This window comes from Saccharothrix sp. HUAS TT1 (genome assembly GCF_040744945.1).
Classification (GTDB): Bacteria; Actinomycetota; Actinomycetes; order Mycobacteriales; family Pseudonocardiaceae; genus Actinosynnema.
In genome coordinates, this window is record NZ_CP160453.1 from 5,309,381 (window position 1) to 5,330,302 (window position 20,922).

Genomic DNA, 20,922 nt, shown 5'->3' on the forward strand with positions numbered 1-20,922 from the left:
CGTTCGTGATCACCGAGGAGGAACGAGCCGCTCGCTCACAACGCGCCTGCGATGCCGCAGTCGCCGCCGTGACCGCGCTGGGGCTGGACGTGTCGGAGGCGAAGGTCCTGTACGACGTCTTCTCGGTGGTGGTGGACCTCGCACCGTCGCCGGTCGTCGCGCGCGTGCCGGTGGTGACCCCTCGCGGCATCACCTCGACGGGCTTTCAACGCACGGAGTTGGACGTGTCGAGTTGGATGGCGTCGCGCGGCGAGCCGACGGTCGTGCCCAGCCCGCTCGTCCCGGCGGAGCCCGTCGAGCGCGACGGTTTCGCAATGACCTTCTGGGAGAAGGTCGAGGGCGTGCTTCCCAGCGACTACGACGCGGTGAAGCGCATGCCCGCCGTCGCCCGCCTGCACTCGATCCTGGCCGAGTACCCGGGCGAGACCGGCTTCTTCCCGGGGATGCAGGGGTACGTCGACCTCGCCTTCGACGACCTGGAGGGCCGCGAGGACCTGTTGCCCGCCGCCGACCTGGCCCGCGCCCGCGCCGAGTGGGCCGTCCTCTCGCCCGTCGTCGCGTCACCCTCAGCTTTCGCGCAGGCGTTTCCCGGCGTTCCCGTCCAGGTGGTCCACGGCGACGCCCCGTTCTACAATCTGATCGAAACGGCCGACGCCGTGCTGTATTCCGACTACGAACACGTCGGCGTCGCCCCGGTCGAGTGGGATCTCGCGCACACCGGCGAGGAGGCGATCGCCTCCTACAACGCCACCGCGGTCGACCTGGGGTTGCGCACGGTCGACACCGACGTCCTGCGCGCCATGGAACGCCTGCGCGACCTGCAGATGGTCGCGGCCCTGGCGATGATCCCGCAGCTCCCGCTGCTGGCCGACGGCCTGTCGCCGACGCTCCAGACCTGGCGGGCCACCGATCCTTGGCAGGATGTAAACGGCTCCTCGCAGTGAAACCGACCGGTTGGAGCCTTCGCCTGTGACAAGACGACAGCACGTCCGCGGGCCGGTTCGCAGGTCATGGTGACGATCACGCCGATCGTGACCTGTTGAGGATGCCGCCCAGTCGTCGGCGGATGTCGAGGTACTCCCGCCCAACGTCGGAGCCCCTGCAACGACAACTCGAAGACGCACTCACGCACAACGCCCAGCTCGAAGCCGACAAGAAGGCCCGGTAAGGCCGCATCGACACCCTTCGCCGCTCGAAAAGTCGTCGCTGCTGGTCAAGTGACGTGTCTGTACTCGTTGACGAGGCGACCGAGGATGCGGGTGCTGCGCAGTCCGCGGGTGTCTCGCCGCTGTGACCGCCCGCGCTGAGCGTCTTGCCGCCGAGGCCCTGCCGGTGTGGGCGCAGCGGGCCACCGATCCGACCGCCGCCCACGTGCTGCGCTCGGCGCACCGGTTGTTCGCCCTGCATCGGGTCCAGGCGCACAGCGGCTCCTGCTCGTCTTGGGCGACCTTGATCCGGAGCAGGTCCGAGCGCTGTCCGACCTGGTGGAGCACACCATCGCCGGCATCGTCGTGCATGCCCGGACCATGGTCGACGCCTTCGACCGGCCGGAATGAAGCACACCCGGCGGATGCCGCGACATCGGCATCGGGGAGGAAGCACTGCCGAGGTCGCCGTCGTACACACCGTCGGCCTGCACTTCGCGCTGATGTGGCTGAGCGGTGGGTTCGTCGCTGCACCGCGATGGGCGTTCCGCTCTAACGTTGTTCGACGGTGAAGTGGCTTACCGTCGAGGTCGCTGCGCTGAGCCACACGTCCTCCGCCACGATGTCGCTCATCGTCACCTGTGGTGCCGGGAGAGGGGGAAGTGGCGTGCTCCCGTTCAAGGTGATCGGAACCTGACCGAAAAGCCTGCCCGACAACGACTCGGCCCTCAGGACCACTGTGCCGGAGAACGTCGAGCTGTCGATGCGGATCACCGCGCCGGACCCGGTGGTCAACACGACACCGGTCAGTTCCAGCGACTGCATCCGCAGTACGAGCTTGCCGCCGAGGTCGTGCTGGGCCATGTGCGCGACGGCTGTCCGCGCCTGTAGACGGCTGTGCGTCGTATCGTTCGACGAGTCCGAGGCCGATCACCACTGCGCCGAGGGCGGTGCCGTGCCCGGGAGTCGCCACAGTGCTGCGCCGGTCGTCACCAGGCCCACGGCGACGAGCACGGAGCCGATCCCGCCGACGCCTTGGACCAGGAGGTACCGGTAGCCGGCGATCGGGACCAGCAGGATCTCCAGTCCGGCCAACATGGCCAGACTGCATACCCTCCTGCTCGAGTCGCCGAGCACCGCGTACTCGTAGCGGGCCGGCCGCTCGATGATCTCCTTCAGCGCGTAGACCCGCCCTCGCCGGCCACGAACCCGCACCACGTGCCGCGAGATGCCCCGCTGAGGCACGGTGAGCAACTAGCCGGCCGGAACCGGTGAGCGGGTGGGCCGAGCCGATCCGACCAGCCGCTCAGGGCATCGGGTCGGCGCACGCCGACACCCCGGCGACCTACCCGACCGCGGGCGGCGCGGTGAACCGCAGCACCACCTGCGTCACCTGCTCCGGCCGGGTGTCGATCAGCTCGTAGGCCGAGGCTGCCTCCTCGACCGGCAGCACGTGCGACACCAGCGGTCGCAGCAGGAGGCGCCCGGCCACGGCCAGGTCGATGACGGTGGTGTTCAGCCGCCTGCGGTCCCAGCGGTGGGACAGGCCGGGCGCGACGCCGGAGATCTGCGAGCAGACCAGGTCGACCCGGTTGTGGTGGAACTCCTCGCCGAGCAGCAGGCCGCGCGCCTCACCCTGGTAGAAGCCGCCCGCGACGACGCGCGCGTTGTAGGCGACGGTGCGGACGGCCTCGTTGAGGGCCTGCGGGTTGCCGCTGACGTCGAGCGCGACGTCCGCGCCGCGCCCGCCGGTCAGCACCCGCACCTGCTCGGCGACGCCGCCCACCCGCGCGTCCAGCGTCTCGTCCGCGCCGAGCCGCCCGGCCAGCTCCAGGCGGTGCGGGATGGCGTCCACCGCGACGATCCGCGCGCCGTTGAGCCGGGCCAGCTGCGCCACGATCTGCCCCACCACGCCCAACCCGAACACCACGACCGTCTCGCCGACGTGGATGTCGGCGTCCAGCACGACGTTGAGGGCCACCGCGCCGATGTGGCTGAAGATGCCGAGGACCGGGTCGGCCCGTGGGTCGAGCACCCGGTCCGCCGCGTATGACTCCTCTACCACGGCCGTCGAGCGGTGCCCCCAGGTGCCCCAGACCACCTGACCCGGTTGGACGGCGGTGACGTCCTCGCCGACCTCGACCACCTCGCCGACCTCCTCGTACCCGACCACCGCCGGGTACCCGGCGGTCGGCTGCCCCGGCACGAACAGGCGCAGGTCGGGGTCCCACGTCTTGACGAAGTGGGCGTTGGTGCCGCGGTACTGGGTCATCTCGGTGCCCGCGGAGATCCCCGAGTACAGGGTGCGGAGGCGGACGCCGGTCGGCCCGGGCGGCGAGTCGGGCTCCTCGGCGAGCGAGACGGACCGGGGCGCGTCCAGCCGTACTACCGTTCCCATCGCTGCCCTCCTGGTTCGCTTGCGAGGACGTCCAGCAGGAGCGCGGCCGTCCAGCTGAAGTGGTCGGCGCCCAGGCCGTCCCCGGTCACCGGGTCGAAGTACTCCCGGAACCCGGCGCCGGCGACCAGGCCGGCCATGTCGGACGCCAACCGCTGAGCGTGCCCGGTCTCGCCCTGCCGCCGCAGCGCCGTCCACAGCAGCCAGTTGGTGTTCATCCAGGTCGGCCCGCGCCAGTACCGGTGGCGGTCGACGTCGGGCGCGGTGAGGTCGTAGCTGGGCACGCCGCGCACGTCCGACGAACCCAGGCCGAACGCGGGGCCGGTGAGCGTCGCCAGCAGCGCCTCCCGCCGCCCGGCGGGCAGGTCCGGCAGCAGCAGCGGCACCAGACCGGCCACCGTGCGCCTGGGCACGGCACGGCCGGTGCGCGCGTCGAGCGCCACGTAGCAGCCCAGCGCCGGGTCGAATAGCCGTGTGTGGATGTGGTGCGCCAGCTCCCCGGCCCGCTCGACGTGCCTGCCGGGGTCCGCGCCGGCGCGTCGGGCCAGGTCCGCCAGCGCGCGCTCGGACCAGGCCAGCACGGCGCAGAACAGCGGGTCGACCACGCAGAACGGCAGGCCGGTCAGGTCGTCGTCGGCGTAGCCGCGGTCGCGGTAGGCGGCGACGATGCCCATGTAGCGGGCGTAGTCCTGGTCGGTGGGCCGGTGCCCGGCGTCGGCGTGCCGCAGGTCGCGCCGCAGGCCGGTGATGTCGTCGGCTGACTCGGGATCGGCCGCGCGCAGAGGCTCGTCCCACGACGGGCTGTTGTCCAGCCCCGACTCCCACGGGTGCACGATGCCCACCAGGCCGGAGGCGACGCGCCGCCGTTCGAACAGGTAGTCGTGGAACCGGGCGAGCGCGGGGTAGAGGCGTCGGACCGCCGCGTCGGTCGCGTCGCCGGGGTGGCGTTCGGCGACGGCGAGCACGGCGGCGGCGTGCACCGGCGGCTGCACCAGGCCAGTGGTCGACACGCCCGCCGCCGGTCCGGCGGGCGGCAGCGGTCGCCAGAACCCCGGACCGGGGAAGTAGGCGTCCTCGGGGACGGTCGGGTTGAAGACGATCTGCGGCACCCGCCCGTCACGCCACTGCGCGCCGTGCAACGCGATCAGCTCGGCGAACGCCCGCCGCGGGCTGAGGTGGGCTTGGCCGATGGCGATGAACGCCGAGTCCCAGCTCCACTGGTGCGGGTACAGCGTGCCGGTCGGCACGGTGGCCGAGCCGCGCCAATTGCGCAGCAGCGTCGCGGCGGCCCGCCGCCGCAGGTCGACTTCGTCGGGCGCGGAAGTCGTCCCGGTGCTCACCGCCCTCACCCGCCGGCCTGCCGGAGCAAGCTCACCGCGGCCGGCAGCACGGACTCCGCCGGACCGGACAGGTCGCACGCCAGGGACACCCAGCCCCGGTGGCCCGCGGCGTCGAGCGCCGCGAACGCCGCCCACCAGTCGACGTGGCCCGCACCCGGTTCCAGCCCGGTGGAGTCGGCCAGTTCGACGTGCCCCAACCACGGCCCGGCGGCCAGCAGCGCACCGGGCGGGTCGACCTCCTCGACGTTCATGTGGAAGGTGTGCGCGGCCACCCGCAACGACGGCAGCCCGATCACCCGGCACAGCTCCACCGCCTGGTCGAGGGTGTTGACCGGGCGGCCCTCGTAGCGGTTGACCGGCTGCACGCACAGCGACACGCCCTCGCCCTCGGCCCGTTCGGCGAGCCGGCGCAGGTCGTCCAGCGGCACCCGGTAGTCCTCGACGGACGGCGCCGCCGCGTGCCCGTCGGTCACCGGCAGCACCACGACCCGACCGCCCAGCGCCGCGATCACGCCCATCCGCTCGGACACCTGCCCGATGATGTCCACCCGCCGGTCCACGTCGCCGACGAGTGGCAGCACGTCCAGGCACACCGAGGGCACGACGACACCGCGGCCAACGGCCCGGTCGAGGTCGCCGAGGCGGGCGCCGAACGCCTCGCCGCCCGGCGCGCGCAGCTCGATGCCGTCGAAACCCGCCAGCCGCGCGAACTCCCACTTCTCCTGCACCGAGGCGCCCGGCAGGAGGTGCTCCTGGCAGGCGATCTTCCACTGCGGCATGTCGGCCATTAATCCCGTCATCGGGCAGAACGGCAATGCGGCATACCGATCCCGGCCCGCCCCTGTTCGGCAAACGCCTGCGCACCACCCGAACCGGGCCCGAAGCGGTCTCCGGGTTGGCGCTTGTCACGGGACGAACACGGGTGTTCAGTGGCGCCCACTGACGCCAAGGACATGGCCCGTGCCAGGTCGCGGACCACCGGAAGGGAGCAACCATGACCGGACGAGGACTCCGCGTGCTCGCCGCCGCGGTGCCCGTCGCCCTCGTGCTGGCGGCCTGCGGGAGCGACGAGTCCGGCGGCTCGGCGGACGGCCCGCTCGTCTTCTGGACGATCGAGGACACCGCCGACCGCGTGCAGGCCCAGGAGCGCCTGCTGGCCCGCTTCACCGAGAAGACCGGGGTGCAGGCCAAGCTCGTCGCGGTCGCCGAGAACCAGCTCACCACCGTGCTCACGTCGGCCGCCGCGTCCGGCGAGCTGCCCGACGTCATCGGGTCGATCTCGCTGCCGATCATGAGCCGGCTGCGCACCGACGACCTGCTGGACACCGAGGCGGCCAAGCAGGTCGTCGACAGCCTGGGCGTCGGGACGTTCGCGGAGCAGTCGCTGGACCTGACCCGCGAGGGCGACACGCAGCTCGTGGTGCCCAGCGACGGCTGGGCCCAGTTGCTGTTCTACCGCAAGGACCTCTTCGCGCAGGCCGGGCTCCAGCCACCCACCACGTTCGACGCCATCCGGGCCGCCGCCGAACGGCTCGACCAGGGCGACGTCGCGGGCATCACCGCCAGCACCACGCCCGCCGACGTGTTCACCCACCAGACGTTCGAGCACCTCGCCCTGGCCAACGACTGCCGGCTCGTCGGCGACGACGGGACGGTGGCCCTGGACAGCCCGCAGTGCGTGAACGCGTTCCGCTTCTACACCGACCTGATCGGCGAGCACTCCGTGGCGGGCAACCAGGACGTCGACACCACACGTGCGACGTACTTCGCGGGCAAGTCGGCCATGGTGATCTGGTCGTCCTACCTGCTCGACGAGCTGGCGGGCCTGCGCGACGACGCCCTGCCCACCTGCCCGGAGTGCCAGGGCGACACCGCGTTCCTGGCCAGTAACACCGGCGTGGTCGCCGGGCTGCGCGGACCCGACGGCGGCGAGCCGACCACGTTCGGCGAGACCGCGTCGTTCGCCGTGCTCAAGGACGCCGCCACGGACGACGCCAAGCGGCTGGTCGAGTTCCTGATGACCGACGGCTACCGGGACTGGCTGGCCGTCGCGCCGGAGGGCAAGGTCCCGGTCCGCGCGGGCACCGCGCAGAACCCGCAGGAGTACGCCGAGGCGTGGCGCGGGCTCGACGTCGGCGTGGACACCAAGGCCCCGCTGTCCCGGTTCTACGACGCGGAGACGCTGAAGGTGGTGCAGGACAGCCCGAAGACGTTCCGGCGCTGGGGCTTCAACCAGGGCAAGGCCGAACTCGCGGGCGCCGTCGCCGGGCAGCTCGTCGTGCCCAAGGCGCTGGCCGAGGTCGTCAACGGCTCCGGTGACGCGGCGACCGCGGCGGGCAAGGCGACCGAGCAGGCCGCGGCCATCGCCCGAGAACTCGGCGAGTAGGCCCGTCGTGGCAGCGGGAACCCGCGTCGCACCGGCGCGACGCGGGCGCACGGTCAAGCAGCAGGACGCCCGCACGGGTCTGCTGCTCCTCACCCCGACCCTGGTGATCGTGTTCGCGGTCGTGCTCGTGCCGCTGGCGTGGTCGGTGCTCATCGCGTTCCAGCGGGTCCGGCTGATCGACGTCGGCCGGACCGGGCTGTTCACGAGGCTCACGCCGGACAACTTCGCGCGGGTGTTCGCCTCCGACGTGCTGTGGGAGAGCCTGCGCACCACGGTCGCCTACACCGCGGGCTCGACGGTCCTGGCGGTCTCGCTGGGACTGGTCGCGGCGCTCGCGCTGCGCAAGCCGTTCCGCGGCCGGTCGTTCGTGCGCGCGGCGATGCTCATCCCGTACGTCGCGCCGGTCGTCGCGGTCACGTTCGTCTGGCGGGTGCTGCTCAACCCGGAGTTCGGCATCGTCAACAGCTGGGGCAGGGAGCTGTTCGGGTGGGACGACCCGATCGCGTTCCTCTCCCAGGCGCGCGCCGAGGTCCCGCTGTTCGGCCTCGACGTCCCGGTGCCGACCGCGCTGCTGACCGTCATCGCGTTCGAGGGCTGGCGGTACTTCCCGTTCGCGTTCCTGTTCCTGCTCGCCCGCTTGTCGGCGCTGCCCGCCGACCTGGAGGAGGCCGCCACCGTCGACGGGGCGACGCCGTCGCAGCGGTTCCGGCACATCGTGCTGCCGCAGCTGATGCCGGTGATCGCCGTGCTGGTCGTGCTGCGCAGCATCTGGACGTTCAACGAGTTCGACGACATCTTCCTGCTCACCGGCGGCGCGGCGGGCACCCAAGTGGTGAGCGTGCGCGTCTACGAACTGCTCACCGTGCAGCGCAACGTCGGCGCCGCCGCCGCCCAGTCCGTGCTGCTCGCCGTCGTGCTGGCGGTGCTGCTCGGCGCGTACCTGTGGTTGCTGCGGCGTCGGGAAGGAGCCAGGCCGTGAGCCGGACCGCACCGCCCCGGCCGTGGACGCGCGACCGCGTCGAGCGCGCCGTGTTCGGCGTCCTGCGGCCGGTGGTGATCGTGTTCTTCCTGATCGCCACCCTGCTGCCGTTCTACTACATGCTCGTGCTGTCGGTGCGGCCGATCGAGGACCTGCTGCGGCGGCCCGACTCGCTGCTGGTCGACCTCTCCGAGCTGACCCTGTCCACCTACGCCACCGTGCTGCGGCCGGTGCGCGAGGGCGGCCAGGGATTCCTCAGCCTGCTGGGCAACAGCGCCGTCGTGGCGTCCGCGTCGGTGCTCGTGGCACTGGTGATCGCCATCCCCGGCGCGTACGCGGTGAGCAGGCTGGAGTTCTTCGGCAGGCGGCAGGTCAGCTCGCTGTTCCTGGTGGTGTACCTGTTCCCGGCGATCGTGCTGGCGATCCCGCTGTTCGTGCTGCTGACCCGGATGCAGCTGCGCGGCTCGTTGGCGGGCCTGGTGCTGGTCTACATCGCGCAGACCGTGCCGGTCGCGATCTACATGCTCAAGAACTACTTCGAGACGATCCCGGAGAGCGTGGAGGAGGCCGGTCTGGTCGACGGGTTGACCCGGGTCGGCGTCATCCGCCGGATCAGCCTGCCGCTGGCCATGCCGTCGGTCATCGCGACCGGGATCTTCGTGTTCATGATCGCCTGGAACGAGTTCCTGTTCGCCCTGCTGTTCCTGGTCGAGCGACGGGACCGGTGGACGGTCTCGCTCGGCCTGGCGCAGCTCTCCGGCAGCATCGAGGTGCCCACCACGGTCCTGATGGCCGGGTCCGTCGTCATCACGCTGCCCGTCGTGCTGCTGTTCTTCCTGACCGAACGGCTACTCTCGCAAGGGCTGACCAGCGGCGCGGAGAAGGGCTGACCCGCCGGTGGCAGCCGAGCCGACGCCCGTGGCGAGGAGGGGACACCCGGTGGCGCGCAGCGGTTTCACGGCGTCGCAGGGCGAGATCCTGGTGCTCGTCCGGTCCGGGCGGGTGAAGACCCGGCGCGACCTCCAGGAGCTGACCGGGCTGTCCCGCTCGACGGTGTCGCTGCGGGTCGACCAGCTCATCTCGGCGGGTTACCTGCGGGCGGTCGAGCGGCGGCGCGGCGCCGCGGGCAGACCCGCCGAGCTGCTGTCGTTCGAGGAGGGCGACAAGCTGGTGCTGGCCGCCGACCTCGGCGCGACGCACGCCCGCTTCGCGTTGACCGACGCGGGCGGCCGGATGATCGCCGAACGCACCGAGGACCTGCTCATCGGGCAGGACCCGGACGTCGTGCTGAAGATCGTCATCAGGCGGTTCCGGGAACTGCTCAAGGGCGCGGGCCTGGACCGGGCGCGGCTCGCCGGGATCGGCGTCGGCCTGCCCGGCCCGGTCGACTTCCGGACCGGGCGCCCCGTGCAGCCACCCATCATGCCGGGCTGGCACGGCATCCCGGTGGCCAGGACGCTCGCCGACGCGCTGGGCTGCCCGGCGTTCGTGGACAACGACGCCAACGTGCTGGGCCTGGGCGAGGTCCGCGAGCGCTACCCCGACGTCGACAACCTGCTGTTCGTGAAGGTCGGCACCGGCATCGGGGCCGGCGTGATCCTCGGCGGACGGCCCGAACGCGGCGCCACCGGCCAGGGCGGCGACATCGGCCACATCCGGATCGCCCGCCCGATGGACGGCGCGCGGTGCCGGTGCGGCGCCACGGGCTGCCTGGCCGCGCACGCGAGCGGGGCGGCGCTGGCCCGCCAGCTCACCGAGCGCGGCATCCGGGCCGGGACCAGCCGTGACGTCGTCCGGCTCGTCGAGGAGGGCGACCCGGACGCGATCACCCTCGTCCAGGACGCGGGCCGGCTGCTGGGCGAGGTGCTGGCGACCGCCGTCGCGCTGCTCAACCCGACCGTCGTGGTGATCGGCGGCGACCTCGCGCTCACCCGCGAGCACCTGCTGGTCGGCGTCCGCGAGCGCCTGTACGAGCGCACCGTGCCGGGGCTGACCAGCAGCCTGGCCGTGGTGGAGAGCCGGCTCGGGGACCAGGCGGGCGTGCACGGGGCCCGGCACATGGTGATCGACCAGGTCTTCTCGGCCGAGGCGGTGGACGCCCGGCTCCCGCACGAACCCGCGCGGGCCGCGCTCACGACCTGACCCCCGGACGACACGACACCGAGACCGGGCGACCTCGAAGGAGCGCGATGCCTGCCGATCCCGCCGCACCCGATCCCGTCGAATTCGATCCCGCCGAATCCGGTTCTGCGGCACCGGTTCCCGCCGGATCCGACCCCCCGATCACGCGGACGACCTGCGCCGGACGCCCCGCCTGGCTGCTGCGGACCGCGCGGAACGCGATGCTGCTGTCCGTCGCGGACGGCGGGTCGCTGCGCCTGGACCACTGGGGCGGCGACGGCGGCGGTCTCGGTGGCGACTCCTACCTGCCGCACACCCCGTGGAACCGGCCGTCGCAGGCCCACTTCCTGGACGGCGTCCCGCTGGCCTACTCCGCCCACGGCGACCCCGCCTTCAAGGAACCGGCCCTGGTCGTCGCGCGCGAGGACGGCTCGTCGGTCACCCGCCTCACCTGGCGGGAGGACCGGGTCGGGACCGACGCGGGCGCGCCCGTCCTGTTCCTGGTCTTCGAGGACACCGCCACGGGCCTCGTGGTCGAGCACCGGTTCACCGTCCACGCCGAGCACGGCGTCGTCGTCCGCGACGTGCGCGTGGAGAACCGGGGGCTCGCGCCGCTGCGCGTGGAGCGGATCGCGAGCGCGGTCCTCGGCTTGCCGCCGGCGCACTACGAGTCGTGGACGCTGCACGGCAGGTGGGGCGACGAGTACCAGCTGATCCGACGCCCGTTGGCGGCGGGCAAGCTGGTGCTGGAGAGCAGGCGTGGGTTCACCAGCCACGAGGCCAACCCCTGGTTCGCCGTCACGCGGGCGGGGGAGGAGGGACCGGTCTGGTTCGGCGCGCTCGCGTGGAGCGGGAACTGGGTGATCAGCCTGGAGACCGAGCGCAACGACGCGCTGCACGTCGTCGCGGGCATCCACCCGTTCGACTCGGCCTGGCACCTCGAACCCGGCGAGGACTTCCGCACCCCGGCGCTGGTGTGCGGCTACGCCGACGACGGCCTCGACGGGGCGGCCCGCCTCATGCACCGCTACCAGCGCGACCACGTGCTGCCCGCCCGGCACCGCGACTCGCCGCCACCGGTGCACTACAACACCTGGCTGGCCACCTCCTTCGACGTCGAGGTGGGGCACCAGATCGCACTCGCCAGGCAGGCCGCCGACCTCGGCGTCGAGTTGTTCGTGGTGGACGACGGCTGGTTCGGCGCGCGCACCGACGACCACGCCGGGCTCGGCGACTGGGTGGTGGACCGGACCAAGTTCCCCGATGGCCTGGGACAGCTCGTCGACGAGGTCACCCGGCTCGGCATGGGGTTCGGCATCTGGCTGGAACCGGAGATGGTCAACCCGGACAGCGACCTGTACCGCGCGCACCCGGACTGGGTGCTGCACCTGCCCGACCGCGAGCCCACGATGTCGCGCGACCAGCTGGTGCTCAACTTCGCCAGGAAAGAGGTGCGCGAGGGTGTCCTGGCCCAGCTGCGCGCGCTGCTGACCGACCACCGGATCGACTTCGTCAAGTGGGACCACAACCGCCCGTACACCGAGGTCGGCTGGCCCGGGGCGCGGCCGGAGCGGCGGCGCGAGGTGTGGGTGCGCCACGTCCGGGGCGTCTACGAGGTCATCGGCCGGCTGCGCGCCGAGTTCCCCGACCTGATGATCGAGACGTGCGCGGGCGGTGGCGGCCGGGTGGACCTGGGCATCCTGGGCCTGGCCGACATGGCGCAGGTCAGCGACAACACCGACCCGGCCGACCGGCTGCGGGTGCAGCACGGGTTCAGCCGCGCCTACGCGCCCAGGGCGATGGTCGGCTGGGTGGCCGACACCCCGGAACCCACCACCGGCCGTACCACCCCGCTGGAGTTCCGCTTCCGCGTGGCCATGCAGGGCGTGCTGGGCATCTCCGGCGACATCCTGCGGTGGGGCGAGGACGACCGGGCGCGGGCCCGCGAGCTGATCGCCGAGTACAAGCGGCTGCGCCCCCTCGTCCAGGACGGTGACCAGCACTGGCTCGTCCCGCCCAGCGACACCGAGCCGTGCGCCGTGCAGTACGTGTCGCGCGACCGTGGCGAGGTGGTCGTGTTCCTCTACCAGGTGCGTGGTGTCGCGGGCGAAGGCCAACGCAGGATCGGGTTGCGCGGCCTGGACCCCGCCCGCCGCTACCGGCGCGAGGCGGACGGGCTGGTCACCACCGGAGCCGCGCTGATGGCCGCCGGCCTGCCCGCCGCGTTCCCGCCGCCGCCGGCGCCCGGGCACACCGAGGACTGGCGCAGCCGGGTCGAGTTCTGGCGCGCGATCGACGAGGAGGCGACCCGATGAAGGTGGCGTTGATCGGCACCGGCTACATCGCCGGGCGGCACGCGGCGGCGTTGACCGGCCTGGGCGCGGAGGTCGTCGGTCACGTCGGCCGCACCGACGTCGAGCGGGCCGCCGCGCGCTGGGGCGGCCGGGCCTACCGGGACACCGCCGGGCTGCTGTCCGCCGAGGAGGTGGACGCGGCCTGGATCTGCGTGCCGCCCGATGCCCACGGCGACATCGAACTCGCGCTCATCGAGCACGGCGTGCCGTTCTACGTCGAGAAGCCGATAGGCCGCGACCTCGACGTGCCGCGCCGCATCGCCGCCGCGCTCGCCGACGGCGGGCCGATCGCCTGCGTCGGCTACTACTGGCGCGGCATGGACGTCGTACCCGGGTTGCGGCGGATGCTCGTCGAGACTCCGCCGCACCTGGTGCGCGCCGCCTGGCACGGCCTCGTCCCGCCCGTGCCGTGGTGGCGGGTCGAGGCGCGCAGCGGCGGACAGGTCGTCGAGCAGGCGACCCACCTGTTCGACCTGGCCCGCTCCCTGCTCGGCGAGGCCGAGGTGCTGCACGCGGTCGCACGGCACTCCCCGGTGCCCGACCACCCGGACCTGGACGTGGCCACCGTCAACGCGGCCACCCTCGAATTCGCCTCCGGCCCGCTGGGCGTCTTCACCTCGACCTCCGTCCTGCACGCCACGGTGGACGCCGGCATCGAGTTCCACTGCGAGGGCCGCAAGCTGACCCTGACCACCAAGTCGCTGCGCCGCGAGGACGCCGGGGGCACGCACGAAACCCCGGTCGGTCGCGACCCGCTCGTCACAGCCGACGAGCGCTTCCTGACCGCCGTGCGCGAGCGGGACCCGAGCCACCTGGTGTGCGACTACGCCGACGCCCTGCGCACCCAGGAACTGTGCTGCCGGGTCCGCGACCTGGCGAGTCGAGCGGACGTCACATCACGTGGAATGCCGCAGTGACGCGTGGAAAGGGGTGACAGCGGGTCGAGCCGCGCCGATCCCCGCCGTGTGAACGGCCGTCCCGACCGTGAGAGGAAGGCGACACCATCGCCGCTCCGCGATGTGCGACGTCGTCATGCGGCTGTTCACCGAAGCAGGTCTGACACCGCGGATCCGCCACGAGGTCGGCGAGACCTCCACCCTGGTAACCCTCGTCGCCGGCGGGCTCGGCCTCGCCGTCGTGCCTCAACCGGTCAGCGCACCACCCCTCGACGGCGTCACCTGTCTCCCACTCGTCCGACCAGTCACCACGATCACGCTGGCCATCGCCCACCGCGCCCACCGCGCCGAACCACACATGCAACGCACCCTCACCGCCATCAGCGACCTCGTGCGCATGTCCAACCGAGCCATCGACGACGGGACCCGCGCCTGACAGCGCTCGTCAACGCCCGCGGCCTCCCGCTCTCCATTGTGCACAAGAACTTCGACTCGCAAGCAGCAGCGAGTTGCTCTAGTACTCCAGCCGCACTTCGTGATCATGTTCTGGTAGCTTGTCGATCTTGTGTTGGTTGATGAGGACATCCAGGCTTGGGTGAGCGGCTTGGACGAGTTGTTCGGGCGGGTGGCAGGACGGTTTCTGCGGGCGGAGCCGCGGCGTCGGGCTCGGGCGTATGTTCGAGGTCTGTTGGCTCCGATCGCGGGCAAGAACGGCTGGACGTTGGCCGAAGTGGCTGGTGAGACGACGCCGGACGGGATGCAGCGGTTGCTCAACGCCGCGACATGGGACGTCGACGGGGTCCGCGACGACGCCCGCGACTATGCCGTGGAGCACCTGGCCGACGGCGATGGCGTGCTGGTGGTGGACGAGACCGGGTTCCTGAAGAAGGGCGACAAGTCGGCCGGGGTGCAGCGGCAGTACTCCGGTACCGCCGGTCGGATCGAGAACTGCCAACTGGGCGTGTTTCTCGCTTACACCACGGGCAAAGGTCGCACGCTGATCGACCGGGAGCTGTACCTGCCCAAGTCCTGGGTCGCCGACCGGGAGCGGTGTCGGGAGGCGGCGGTGCCCGACACCGTGGAGTTCGCGACCAAGCCCGTGCTCGCCCGCGCGATGCTGGCCCGGGCGTTGGACGCCGGTGTGCCGGCCCGTTGGGTGACCGCGGACGAGGCATATGGCGGCGACTCGAAATTCCGGGCCTGGCTTGAAGATCGACGTATCGCCTATGTGGTAGCCGTGCCGAGCAGTCAGACCATTCCCGCCACCGCGGGCGCCACACGCGCCGACCATCTGACCGCCGACGCCCCGGAAGCGGCATGGAAGCGCCGCAGTTGCGGCCAGGGTGCGAAAGGGCCACGTCTGTTCGACTGGGCGGTGGCCTCATTACCCGTCTACGACGACACCACACCTGCCGGGTGGCGACGATGGCTGCTGATCCGCCGCTCCCTGACCGCGAACCGTCGTGGTGAGCACGAACTGGCCTATTACTTGTGTTGCGCCCCAATGGGAACCACCGACGACGACCTGATCCGGGTGGCCGGAGCCCGCTGGGCTGTCGAGGATTGTTTCCAGACCGCCAAAACCGAGGTCGGCCTGGACCAGTACCAGGTCCGCCGTTACGACGCCTGGTACCGCCACATCACCCTCGCGATGCTCGCCCACACCTACCTCGCCGTTACCGCCGCCATCGCCCCAAAAGCCCTGGCAGCGGCCTCATCCCGGTCACCCTCGGCGAGGTCAGGCGTCTCCTGGCACACCTGATCACCACCATCCCCGAGCGTGCCACCACCTGGGCCTGGTCCCACTGGCGCAGGCGCCACCAACACCGCGCCAAACAAGCCCACTACCAGCGAAGACATGCCATATACAACGAAGTGCGGCTGGAGTACTAGGCGCACCAACCGATCTCGCCCGCCTTAGCGCCTGGCCGGGGAGCCGTCGGTCCGCCAGACTCGGTCGATCCAGCCTGCGCCTTCCTCAGGAAGAGACGCTCTTCGCTCGTCATCCCAGAACCGCGGGACCTGACACATCTGCCAGGCACGGGCGGGTCAGAGATCGCCGCCAACCCGGGTCGCTGGGTGAAGCTGACTGAGAAGTCCGCGCAGGCGGTGAAGAAGTACCGGCTGATGAAGGGGTCAAGCCCAGGCGTGAGCCGTGCCGGCCGGTTGACGAGCAGGATCGCGACGGCGTCACCGCGCTCGACGCCGAGACCCGCCAGACCGGCGGCCACGCGCTCCGCCGGCTCCCCGAACGTGATCTCGGTCCCGCCGCATGGCGTCCGCAACGCCACGCCGTCCGCGCGCTCGGCGAGAAATCCTGCCACGTCGGCCGCCGGACGGGGTGGCGAGTAGGCTCCGGGGGGTGAGACAGGTCACGAGGACGGTTCCAGGCGGCGCTGCTGACCCGGTCGCGTTCTCGACGGTCGGCCTCCCCGAGGAGCAGCGCGTCGAGCTCTGGGAGAGCCACAATGCCGACGCACTCATCGCGCTGCGCTGTCGCACACTGACGGCTGCGGTCCTCGATGCGACGGAGATCAACGTCCAGGTAGAGCGCGTCCATCTGGCACGTGTGCGTGGCAGCTCCCATGTCGTGGAACGTGACCTGACCATGATCCGCCAGCGCCCGGCTGACTCCGTGGCGCTCTTCTTCAGCTTGGCCGGCGAGGCGTTCTTCTATCACGACGACGGCGTCCGGACGGCGCAGCCGGGCCAGATGTTGATGTGCGACGCCGACCGTCCGTTCATGCGCGGCTTCTCGCAGGGGCTCGAGGAGCTCGTGCTCAAGATCCCCCGCGACGTGTTCGCCGACGTCACCGGCATCAATGGGATCAGGCGTCCTATGGTGTTCAACTTCGCGGCCGGGACCAACTCGTTCGCCCACACGCTGGCTCGTCAGGTTGGTCGAGCCGCCCGGGACCTCGACTCGGATCCCGCCGACGAGCAGACGCTCCTGGAGCTCGTGGCCGCCGTGGTCGGCGGCCACCGGGACGCCGACCTGGCGGCGGCTCATCGCGCCGCGGCGCACACGTACATCGACCAGAACCTCTTCGATCCGACCCTCTCGGCGGCGCAGGTGGCGACCGCGGTCGGCATCAGCACGCGGCACCTCTCCCGCGTCTTCGCCGAGGCCGGCACCAGTGTTCCCAAGTTCGTCCTGACGCGGCGGCTGGAGGCCGCCCGTCGGCTGCTGGCCAAGCCGGACGCGACCTCGATGACGATCGCCGAGGTAGCTCACCGCTGCGGGTTCACCTCCGCCGCCCACTTCTCCAACGCCTTCGCCACCCACTACGGCGAGCGCGCGAGCGATGTACGCCGGCACGCGGCCGCATCGCGCGCGATCCCGCTGGACTGACGGGCGAACGACGGCGCCGCCACGAGGGATGCCTGGATCGGCCATCTCTTCGCGTTCTCGCCGAGATACCCGTCACACATCGACCGCGGTCTCGTGATTCCTGACACTGGACGTTGTCAGCCGGCAGGGTGCCCGGCGAGGAAGGCGGAACGATGCCCGGGTTCGAGGACGGCCAGACCGAGACCGAGCTGCCCACCACGGCGACCGTGACGACCGACGTGGTGATAGTCGGCTCCGGTCCAGCCGGCTCGGCAGCGGCCCTGCTCCTGTCGTCGCTCGACGTGCCGAACATCATGATCACCAAGTACCGGTGGACGGCAAACACCCCGCGTGCCCACATCACCAACCAGCGGACCATGGAGATCTTCCGCGATCTCGGCATCGAGGACCAGGTGCTGGCCGACGCCACCCCGCACCACCTCGTCGGTGACACCGTCTTCTGCACCTCGATCGCGGGAGAGGAGATCGGGCGCATCCACACCTGGGGCACCCGCCCGGACCGCGAGGCGGATTACCAGCTGGCCTCGCCGTGCCTGACCGTCGACATCCCACAGACCTACCTCGAGCCGATCCTGGTGCGCAACGCCACGGCCCGCGGCACGCAGTCGCGCTTCTCCACCGAGTACCTGTCCCACACCCAGGACGCCGACGGCGTCGACGTGCACGTGCTGGACCGGCTCACCGGTGCGGAGTACACGATCCGCGCCAAGTACCTGATCGGCGCCGACGGCGCCCGCTCGAAGGTGGCCGCGGACATCGACCTCCCGTTCGAGGGCGCAATGGACATCGCGGGCTCCATGAACATCACGTTCAAGGCCGACATCTCGGCGTACTGCGACCACCGCCCGTCGGTCCTCTACTGGGTCATCCAGCCCGGGTCGAACGTCGGTGGCATCGGCGCCGGCCTGGTCCGCATGGTCCGCCCCTGGAACGAGTGGCTCATCGTCTGGGGGTACGACATCAACGAGGAGCCACCGGTCGTCGACGAGGCAGCGGCCACGCAGATCGTGCGCAACCTCCTCGGGATGCCCGACCTCGAGGTCGAGATCACAGGAACCTCCCTGTGGGGCAACAACGAGATGTACGCGACCCACCTCCAGTCCGGACGGGTGTTCTGTGCCGGAGACGCGATCCACCGGCACCCGCCGAGCAACGGGCTCGGGTCGAACACCTCCATCCAGGACTCCTACAACCTGGCGTGGAAGCTGGCGGCCGTGCTCAAGGGACAGGCAGACGCCTCGCTCCTCGAGACCTACTCCGCGGAGCGGGCGCCGGTCGCAGAACGCATCGTCAAGCGCGCGAACAAGTCCAGTCGCGAGTTCATCGACCTCTTCGTCGCACTCGGCATCACCGAGGCGGAGACCGAGGAGGACATGGTCCGCCGGATCGAGGAGCGCAAGGCCAACACGCCCGAGGGTGCCGCGAAGCGCGCCGCACTGGTGAAGGCGATGGATCTGAAGAACTACGAGTTCAATGCCCACGGCGTCGAGCTCGGCCAGTTCTACGACTCGACGGCGATCGTGCCCGACGGCACCAGCCGGCCCCAGCCCACCCGCGACCCCGACCTCTACTACGAGGCCTCGACCGTCCCGGGCTCCCGCCTCCCGCACGCCTGGGTCGGGGACCACAGGCATCGGCTGGCGATGATGGATCTCGCGCCGTACGACCGGTTCACCGTCATCACCGGCATCGCGGGGGAGCAGTGGGAGGTCGCCGCGGAGAAGGTGGCACACGATCTCGGCGTCCACCTGGAGACCGTCGTCATCGGGCCCGGCCGCGAGGTCACGGACCTCTACTACGACTGGGCCAAGCTCCGCGACATCGAGGAGAGCGGAGCGCTGCTGGTGCGACCGGACAAGCACATCGCCTGGCGGTCGAGCTCGCTGCCCGCCGATCCCGAAAGCGCTCTGCGCACAGCGCTCGGACAGGTCTTGGGCAAGGGCGTCTCGGCATGACCCTGCGGTTCGAGCACGAGACCCTGGAGCAGCGGATCCGGTTCGCGTCGGGCACTGCTCGCCAGGCGCTGGCTGCCGAGGTCGAGGCGCTCGGAGCCAGGCGTGCGATGGTCATCGCGTCTGCCGCCGAGGCCGAGCTGGCCGCGCGGATCACCGAGGGCCTGCCCGTCGCGCTCGTGCACGACGAGGTCGTCATGCACGTCCCCGTCCCCGTCGCTGAGCGTGCCCGCGAGGCCGCCGTGCGTCACGACGTCGACGTGCTGATCAGTGTTGGTGGCGGCTCGACGACGGGGCTCGCCAAGGCCGTCGCGCTGACGACGGGGCTGCCCGTCGTCGCCGTGCCCACGACGTACGCCGGGTCGGAGGCCACCAACGTGTGGGGCCTCACAGAAGGAGCCACGAAGACCACCGGCGTCGACGCGCGGGTGCTGCCGCGCTCGATCGTGTACGACGCGTCGCTGACGCTCAGTCTCCCGGTGGACATGAGCGTCGCCTCCGGCCTCAACGCGCTGGCGCACTGCGTCGACTCGATGTGGGCGCCACGGGTGGACCCGATCGACGCGGCGCTGGCGGCCGAGGGCATCCGGGCGCTGGCGTCGGGCCTGCCCCGCGTGGTGGACGACCCCGCCGACCTGGAGGGGCGGGAGGAATCGCTCTACGGCGCCTACCTCTCGGCTGTCGCGTTCGCCTCGGCCGGCTCGGGTCTGCACCACAAGATCTGCCACGTCCTGGGCGGCCGCTACGACCTCCCTCACGCGCCGACCCACGCAGTCGTGCTGCCGTACGTCCTGGCGCTCAACGCCCCGGCAGCGCCGGGCGCCGACGCCCGCATCGCCCAGGCCTTCGGCACGGAGACCGGCCTCGAGGGGTTGCAGGCCCTTCGGGCCCGGCTCGACGCGCCCCGGGCGCTTCGCGACTACGGCTTCGAGGAGGACCAGATCCCGGACGCCGTCAAGGCGATCCTCCCGTCGGTGCCGGAGAGCAACCCTGCGACCGTGACCCCCGAGAACCTCGAGCGCCTCCTGCAGAGCGCCTGGGAAGGAGCAGAACCGCGATGAGCATCCCCGCCGACACCCCAGCGGTGAGCGACGAGCAGCACGCCCGTGAGGACGAGCTCGTTCAGCGCGTGCTCGACTCCTTCGCCGACACCCCTGACCCGCGGCTCCAGCAGATCATGCGCGCCGCCGTCCGGCACCTGCACGCGTTCCTCCGAGACGTGCGGCTCACGGAGAGGGAGTGGAAGCAGGGCATCGACTTCCTGACGGCGGTTGGGCACATCACCGACGGCCGGAGGCAGGAGTTCATCCTGCTGTCGGACACGCTCGGTGCGTCGATGCAGACGATCGCGATCAACAACGAGGCGTACGCCGACGCCACCGAGGCGACGGTCTTCGGCCCCTTCTTCGTCGAGGACGCCCCTCATGTCGAGCTCGGCGGTGACATCGCTGGTGACGCCACGGGCCAGCCGTGCTGGGTCGAGGGGACCGTCCGCGACACCGACGGGAACGCCGTCGCCGGCGCGCGCATCGAGGTCTGGGAGGCCGACGAGGACGGCTTCTACGACGTGCAGTACGGCGACGACCGCGTCGCGGGACGCGCCCACCTCTTCAGCGATCGCGACGGGACCTTCCGGTTCTGGGCCGTCACCCCGACGCCGTACCCGATCCCGCACGACGGGCCAGTCGGGGCGATGCTCGCCGCGACCGGCCGCTCGCCGATGCGCGCCTCGCACCTGCACTTCATGGTGACTGCGCCCGGTCTGCGGACGCTGGTCACGCACATCTTCGTCCGGGGCGACGAGCTGCTCTCGTGCGACAGCGTGTTCGGGGTCAAGGACTCGCTGGTCAAGGACTTTGTCGAGCAGCCATCCGGCGCGCCGACCCCCGACGGGCGCGACCTGGCCGGCGCGACGTGGTCGCGCACGAGGTTCGACATCGTCCTGGCGCCCGCCGATGCGGAACCGGGCGGTGCCTGATGGGCCGGCCCCGCCCGGTTCCGT

General features: G+C 71.4%; 17 protein-coding genes and 1 pseudogene. 13 read left to right on the plus strand and 5 right to left on the minus strand.

Annotation, left to right across the window (positions count from 1 at the left end; all coding sequences use genetic code 11):
• The first annotated feature begins 5 nt into the window (after positions 1-5).
• Positions 6-944 (plus strand): aminoglycoside phosphotransferase family protein, encoded by a 939-nt coding sequence (locus AB0F89_RS24110; protein WP_367127845.1) that lies wholly within the window; start codon positions 6-8, stop codon positions 942-944.
• A gap of 753 nt (positions 945-1,697) precedes the next feature.
• Here AB0F89_RS24110 and AB0F89_RS24115 read toward each other — a convergent pair.
• From AB0F89_RS24115 to AB0F89_RS24135, 5 genes are all read right to left on the minus strand, one after another.
• Complete coding sequence (locus AB0F89_RS24115) at positions 1,698-2,009, minus strand: hypothetical protein (protein ID WP_367127846.1); 312 nt, start codon at positions 2,007-2,009, stop codon at positions 1,698-1,700.
• A gap of 66 nt (positions 2,010-2,075) precedes the next feature.
• Positions 2,076-2,399 carry a hypothetical protein gene (locus AB0F89_RS24120; RefSeq protein ID WP_367127847.1) on the minus strand — a complete coding sequence of 108 codons (324 nt, stop codon included), beginning with the start codon at positions 2,397-2,399 and terminating at the stop codon, positions 2,076-2,078.
• A 91-nt stretch (positions 2,400-2,490) separates the two neighbouring features.
• The gene (locus tag AB0F89_RS24125; protein WP_367127848.1) at positions 2,491-3,543 is read right to left on the minus strand and encodes a zinc-binding alcohol dehydrogenase; all 1,053 of its coding nucleotides are present in this window, start codon (positions 3,541-3,543) and stop codon (positions 2,491-2,493) included.
• A complete protein-coding gene (locus tag AB0F89_RS24130; protein ID WP_367127849.1) occupies positions 3,531-4,880 on the minus strand; it encodes a hypothetical protein in 1,350 nt (449 codons plus the stop codon). Before AB0F89_RS24130 ends, AB0F89_RS24125 begins: the two co-directional genes overlap by 13 nt.
• Positions 4,881-4,885: 5 nt before the next feature.
• Positions 4,886-5,680 (minus strand): sugar phosphate isomerase/epimerase family protein, encoded by a 795-nt coding sequence (locus AB0F89_RS24135; RefSeq protein ID WP_367127850.1) that lies wholly within the window; start codon positions 5,678-5,680, stop codon positions 4,886-4,888.
• Positions 5,681-5,874: 194 nt separating this feature from the next.
• Here AB0F89_RS24135 and AB0F89_RS24140 point away from each other — a divergent pair, with 194 nt between their 5' ends.
• The 12 genes and pseudogenes from AB0F89_RS24140 to AB0F89_RS24195 all read left to right on the plus strand — a co-directional run bounded on the left by AB0F89_RS24140 (position 5,875) and on the right by AB0F89_RS24195 (position 20,898).
• A complete protein-coding gene (locus tag AB0F89_RS24140) occupies positions 5,875-7,266 on the plus strand; it encodes an ABC transporter substrate-binding protein (RefSeq protein ID WP_367127851.1) in 1,392 nt (463 codons plus the stop codon).
• A 7-nt stretch (positions 7,267-7,273) separates the two neighbouring features.
• Complete coding sequence (locus tag AB0F89_RS24145; protein ID WP_367127852.1) at positions 7,274-8,245, plus strand: carbohydrate ABC transporter permease; 972 nt, start codon at positions 7,274-7,276, stop codon at positions 8,243-8,245.
• On the plus strand, positions 8,242-9,135 hold the full coding sequence (locus tag AB0F89_RS24150) for a carbohydrate ABC transporter permease (RefSeq protein ID WP_367127853.1): 894 nt from the start codon (positions 8,242-8,244) through the stop codon (positions 9,133-9,135). Before AB0F89_RS24145 ends, AB0F89_RS24150 begins: the two co-directional genes overlap by 4 nt.
• A 49-nt stretch (positions 9,136-9,184) precedes the next feature.
• Positions 9,185-10,387: an ROK family protein gene (locus AB0F89_RS24155; RefSeq protein WP_367127854.1), complete on the plus strand. Its 1,203-nt coding sequence runs from the start codon at positions 9,185-9,187 to the stop codon at positions 10,385-10,387.
• Positions 10,388-10,587: 200 nt separating this feature from the next.
• Positions 10,588-12,681 (plus strand): alpha-galactosidase, encoded by a 2,094-nt coding sequence (locus AB0F89_RS24160; protein WP_367127855.1) that lies wholly within the window; start codon positions 10,588-10,590, stop codon positions 12,679-12,681.
• Positions 12,678-13,637, plus strand: coding sequence for a Gfo/Idh/MocA family protein (locus AB0F89_RS24165; protein ID WP_367127856.1), 960 nt, complete (start codon positions 12,678-12,680; stop codon positions 13,635-13,637). Before AB0F89_RS24160 ends, AB0F89_RS24165 begins: the two co-directional genes overlap by 4 nt.
• Positions 13,638-13,737: 100 nt before the next feature.
• Positions 13,738-14,052 (plus strand): LysR substrate-binding domain-containing protein, encoded by a 315-nt coding sequence (locus AB0F89_RS24170; RefSeq protein ID WP_367127857.1) that lies wholly within the window; start codon positions 13,738-13,740, stop codon positions 14,050-14,052.
• Positions 14,053-14,199: 147 nt separating this feature from the next.
• A pseudogene (locus tag AB0F89_RS24175) lies at positions 14,200-15,509 on the plus strand (IS701 family transposase).
• A 469-nt stretch (positions 15,510-15,978) separates the two neighbouring features.
• Positions 15,979-16,968, plus strand: coding sequence for a helix-turn-helix domain-containing protein (locus AB0F89_RS24180; RefSeq protein ID WP_367127858.1), 990 nt, complete (start codon positions 15,979-15,981; stop codon positions 16,966-16,968).
• Positions 16,969-17,120: 152 nt separating this feature from the next.
• Positions 17,121-18,923, plus strand: a complete 1,803-nt coding sequence (locus tag AB0F89_RS24185; RefSeq protein WP_367127859.1) for an FAD-dependent oxidoreductase — start codon at positions 17,121-17,123, stop codon at positions 18,921-18,923.
• Positions 18,920-19,981: a maleylacetate reductase gene (locus tag AB0F89_RS24190; protein ID WP_367127860.1), complete on the plus strand. Its 1,062-nt coding sequence runs from the start codon at positions 18,920-18,922 to the stop codon at positions 19,979-19,981. Before AB0F89_RS24185 ends, AB0F89_RS24190 begins: the two co-directional genes overlap by 4 nt.
• Complete coding sequence (locus AB0F89_RS24195) at positions 19,978-20,898, plus strand: dioxygenase (RefSeq protein ID WP_367127862.1); 921 nt, start codon at positions 19,978-19,980, stop codon at positions 20,896-20,898. The genes AB0F89_RS24190 and AB0F89_RS24195 overlap by 4 nt, the downstream gene beginning before the upstream one ends.
• Positions 20,899-20,922 lie beyond the last annotated feature (24 nt).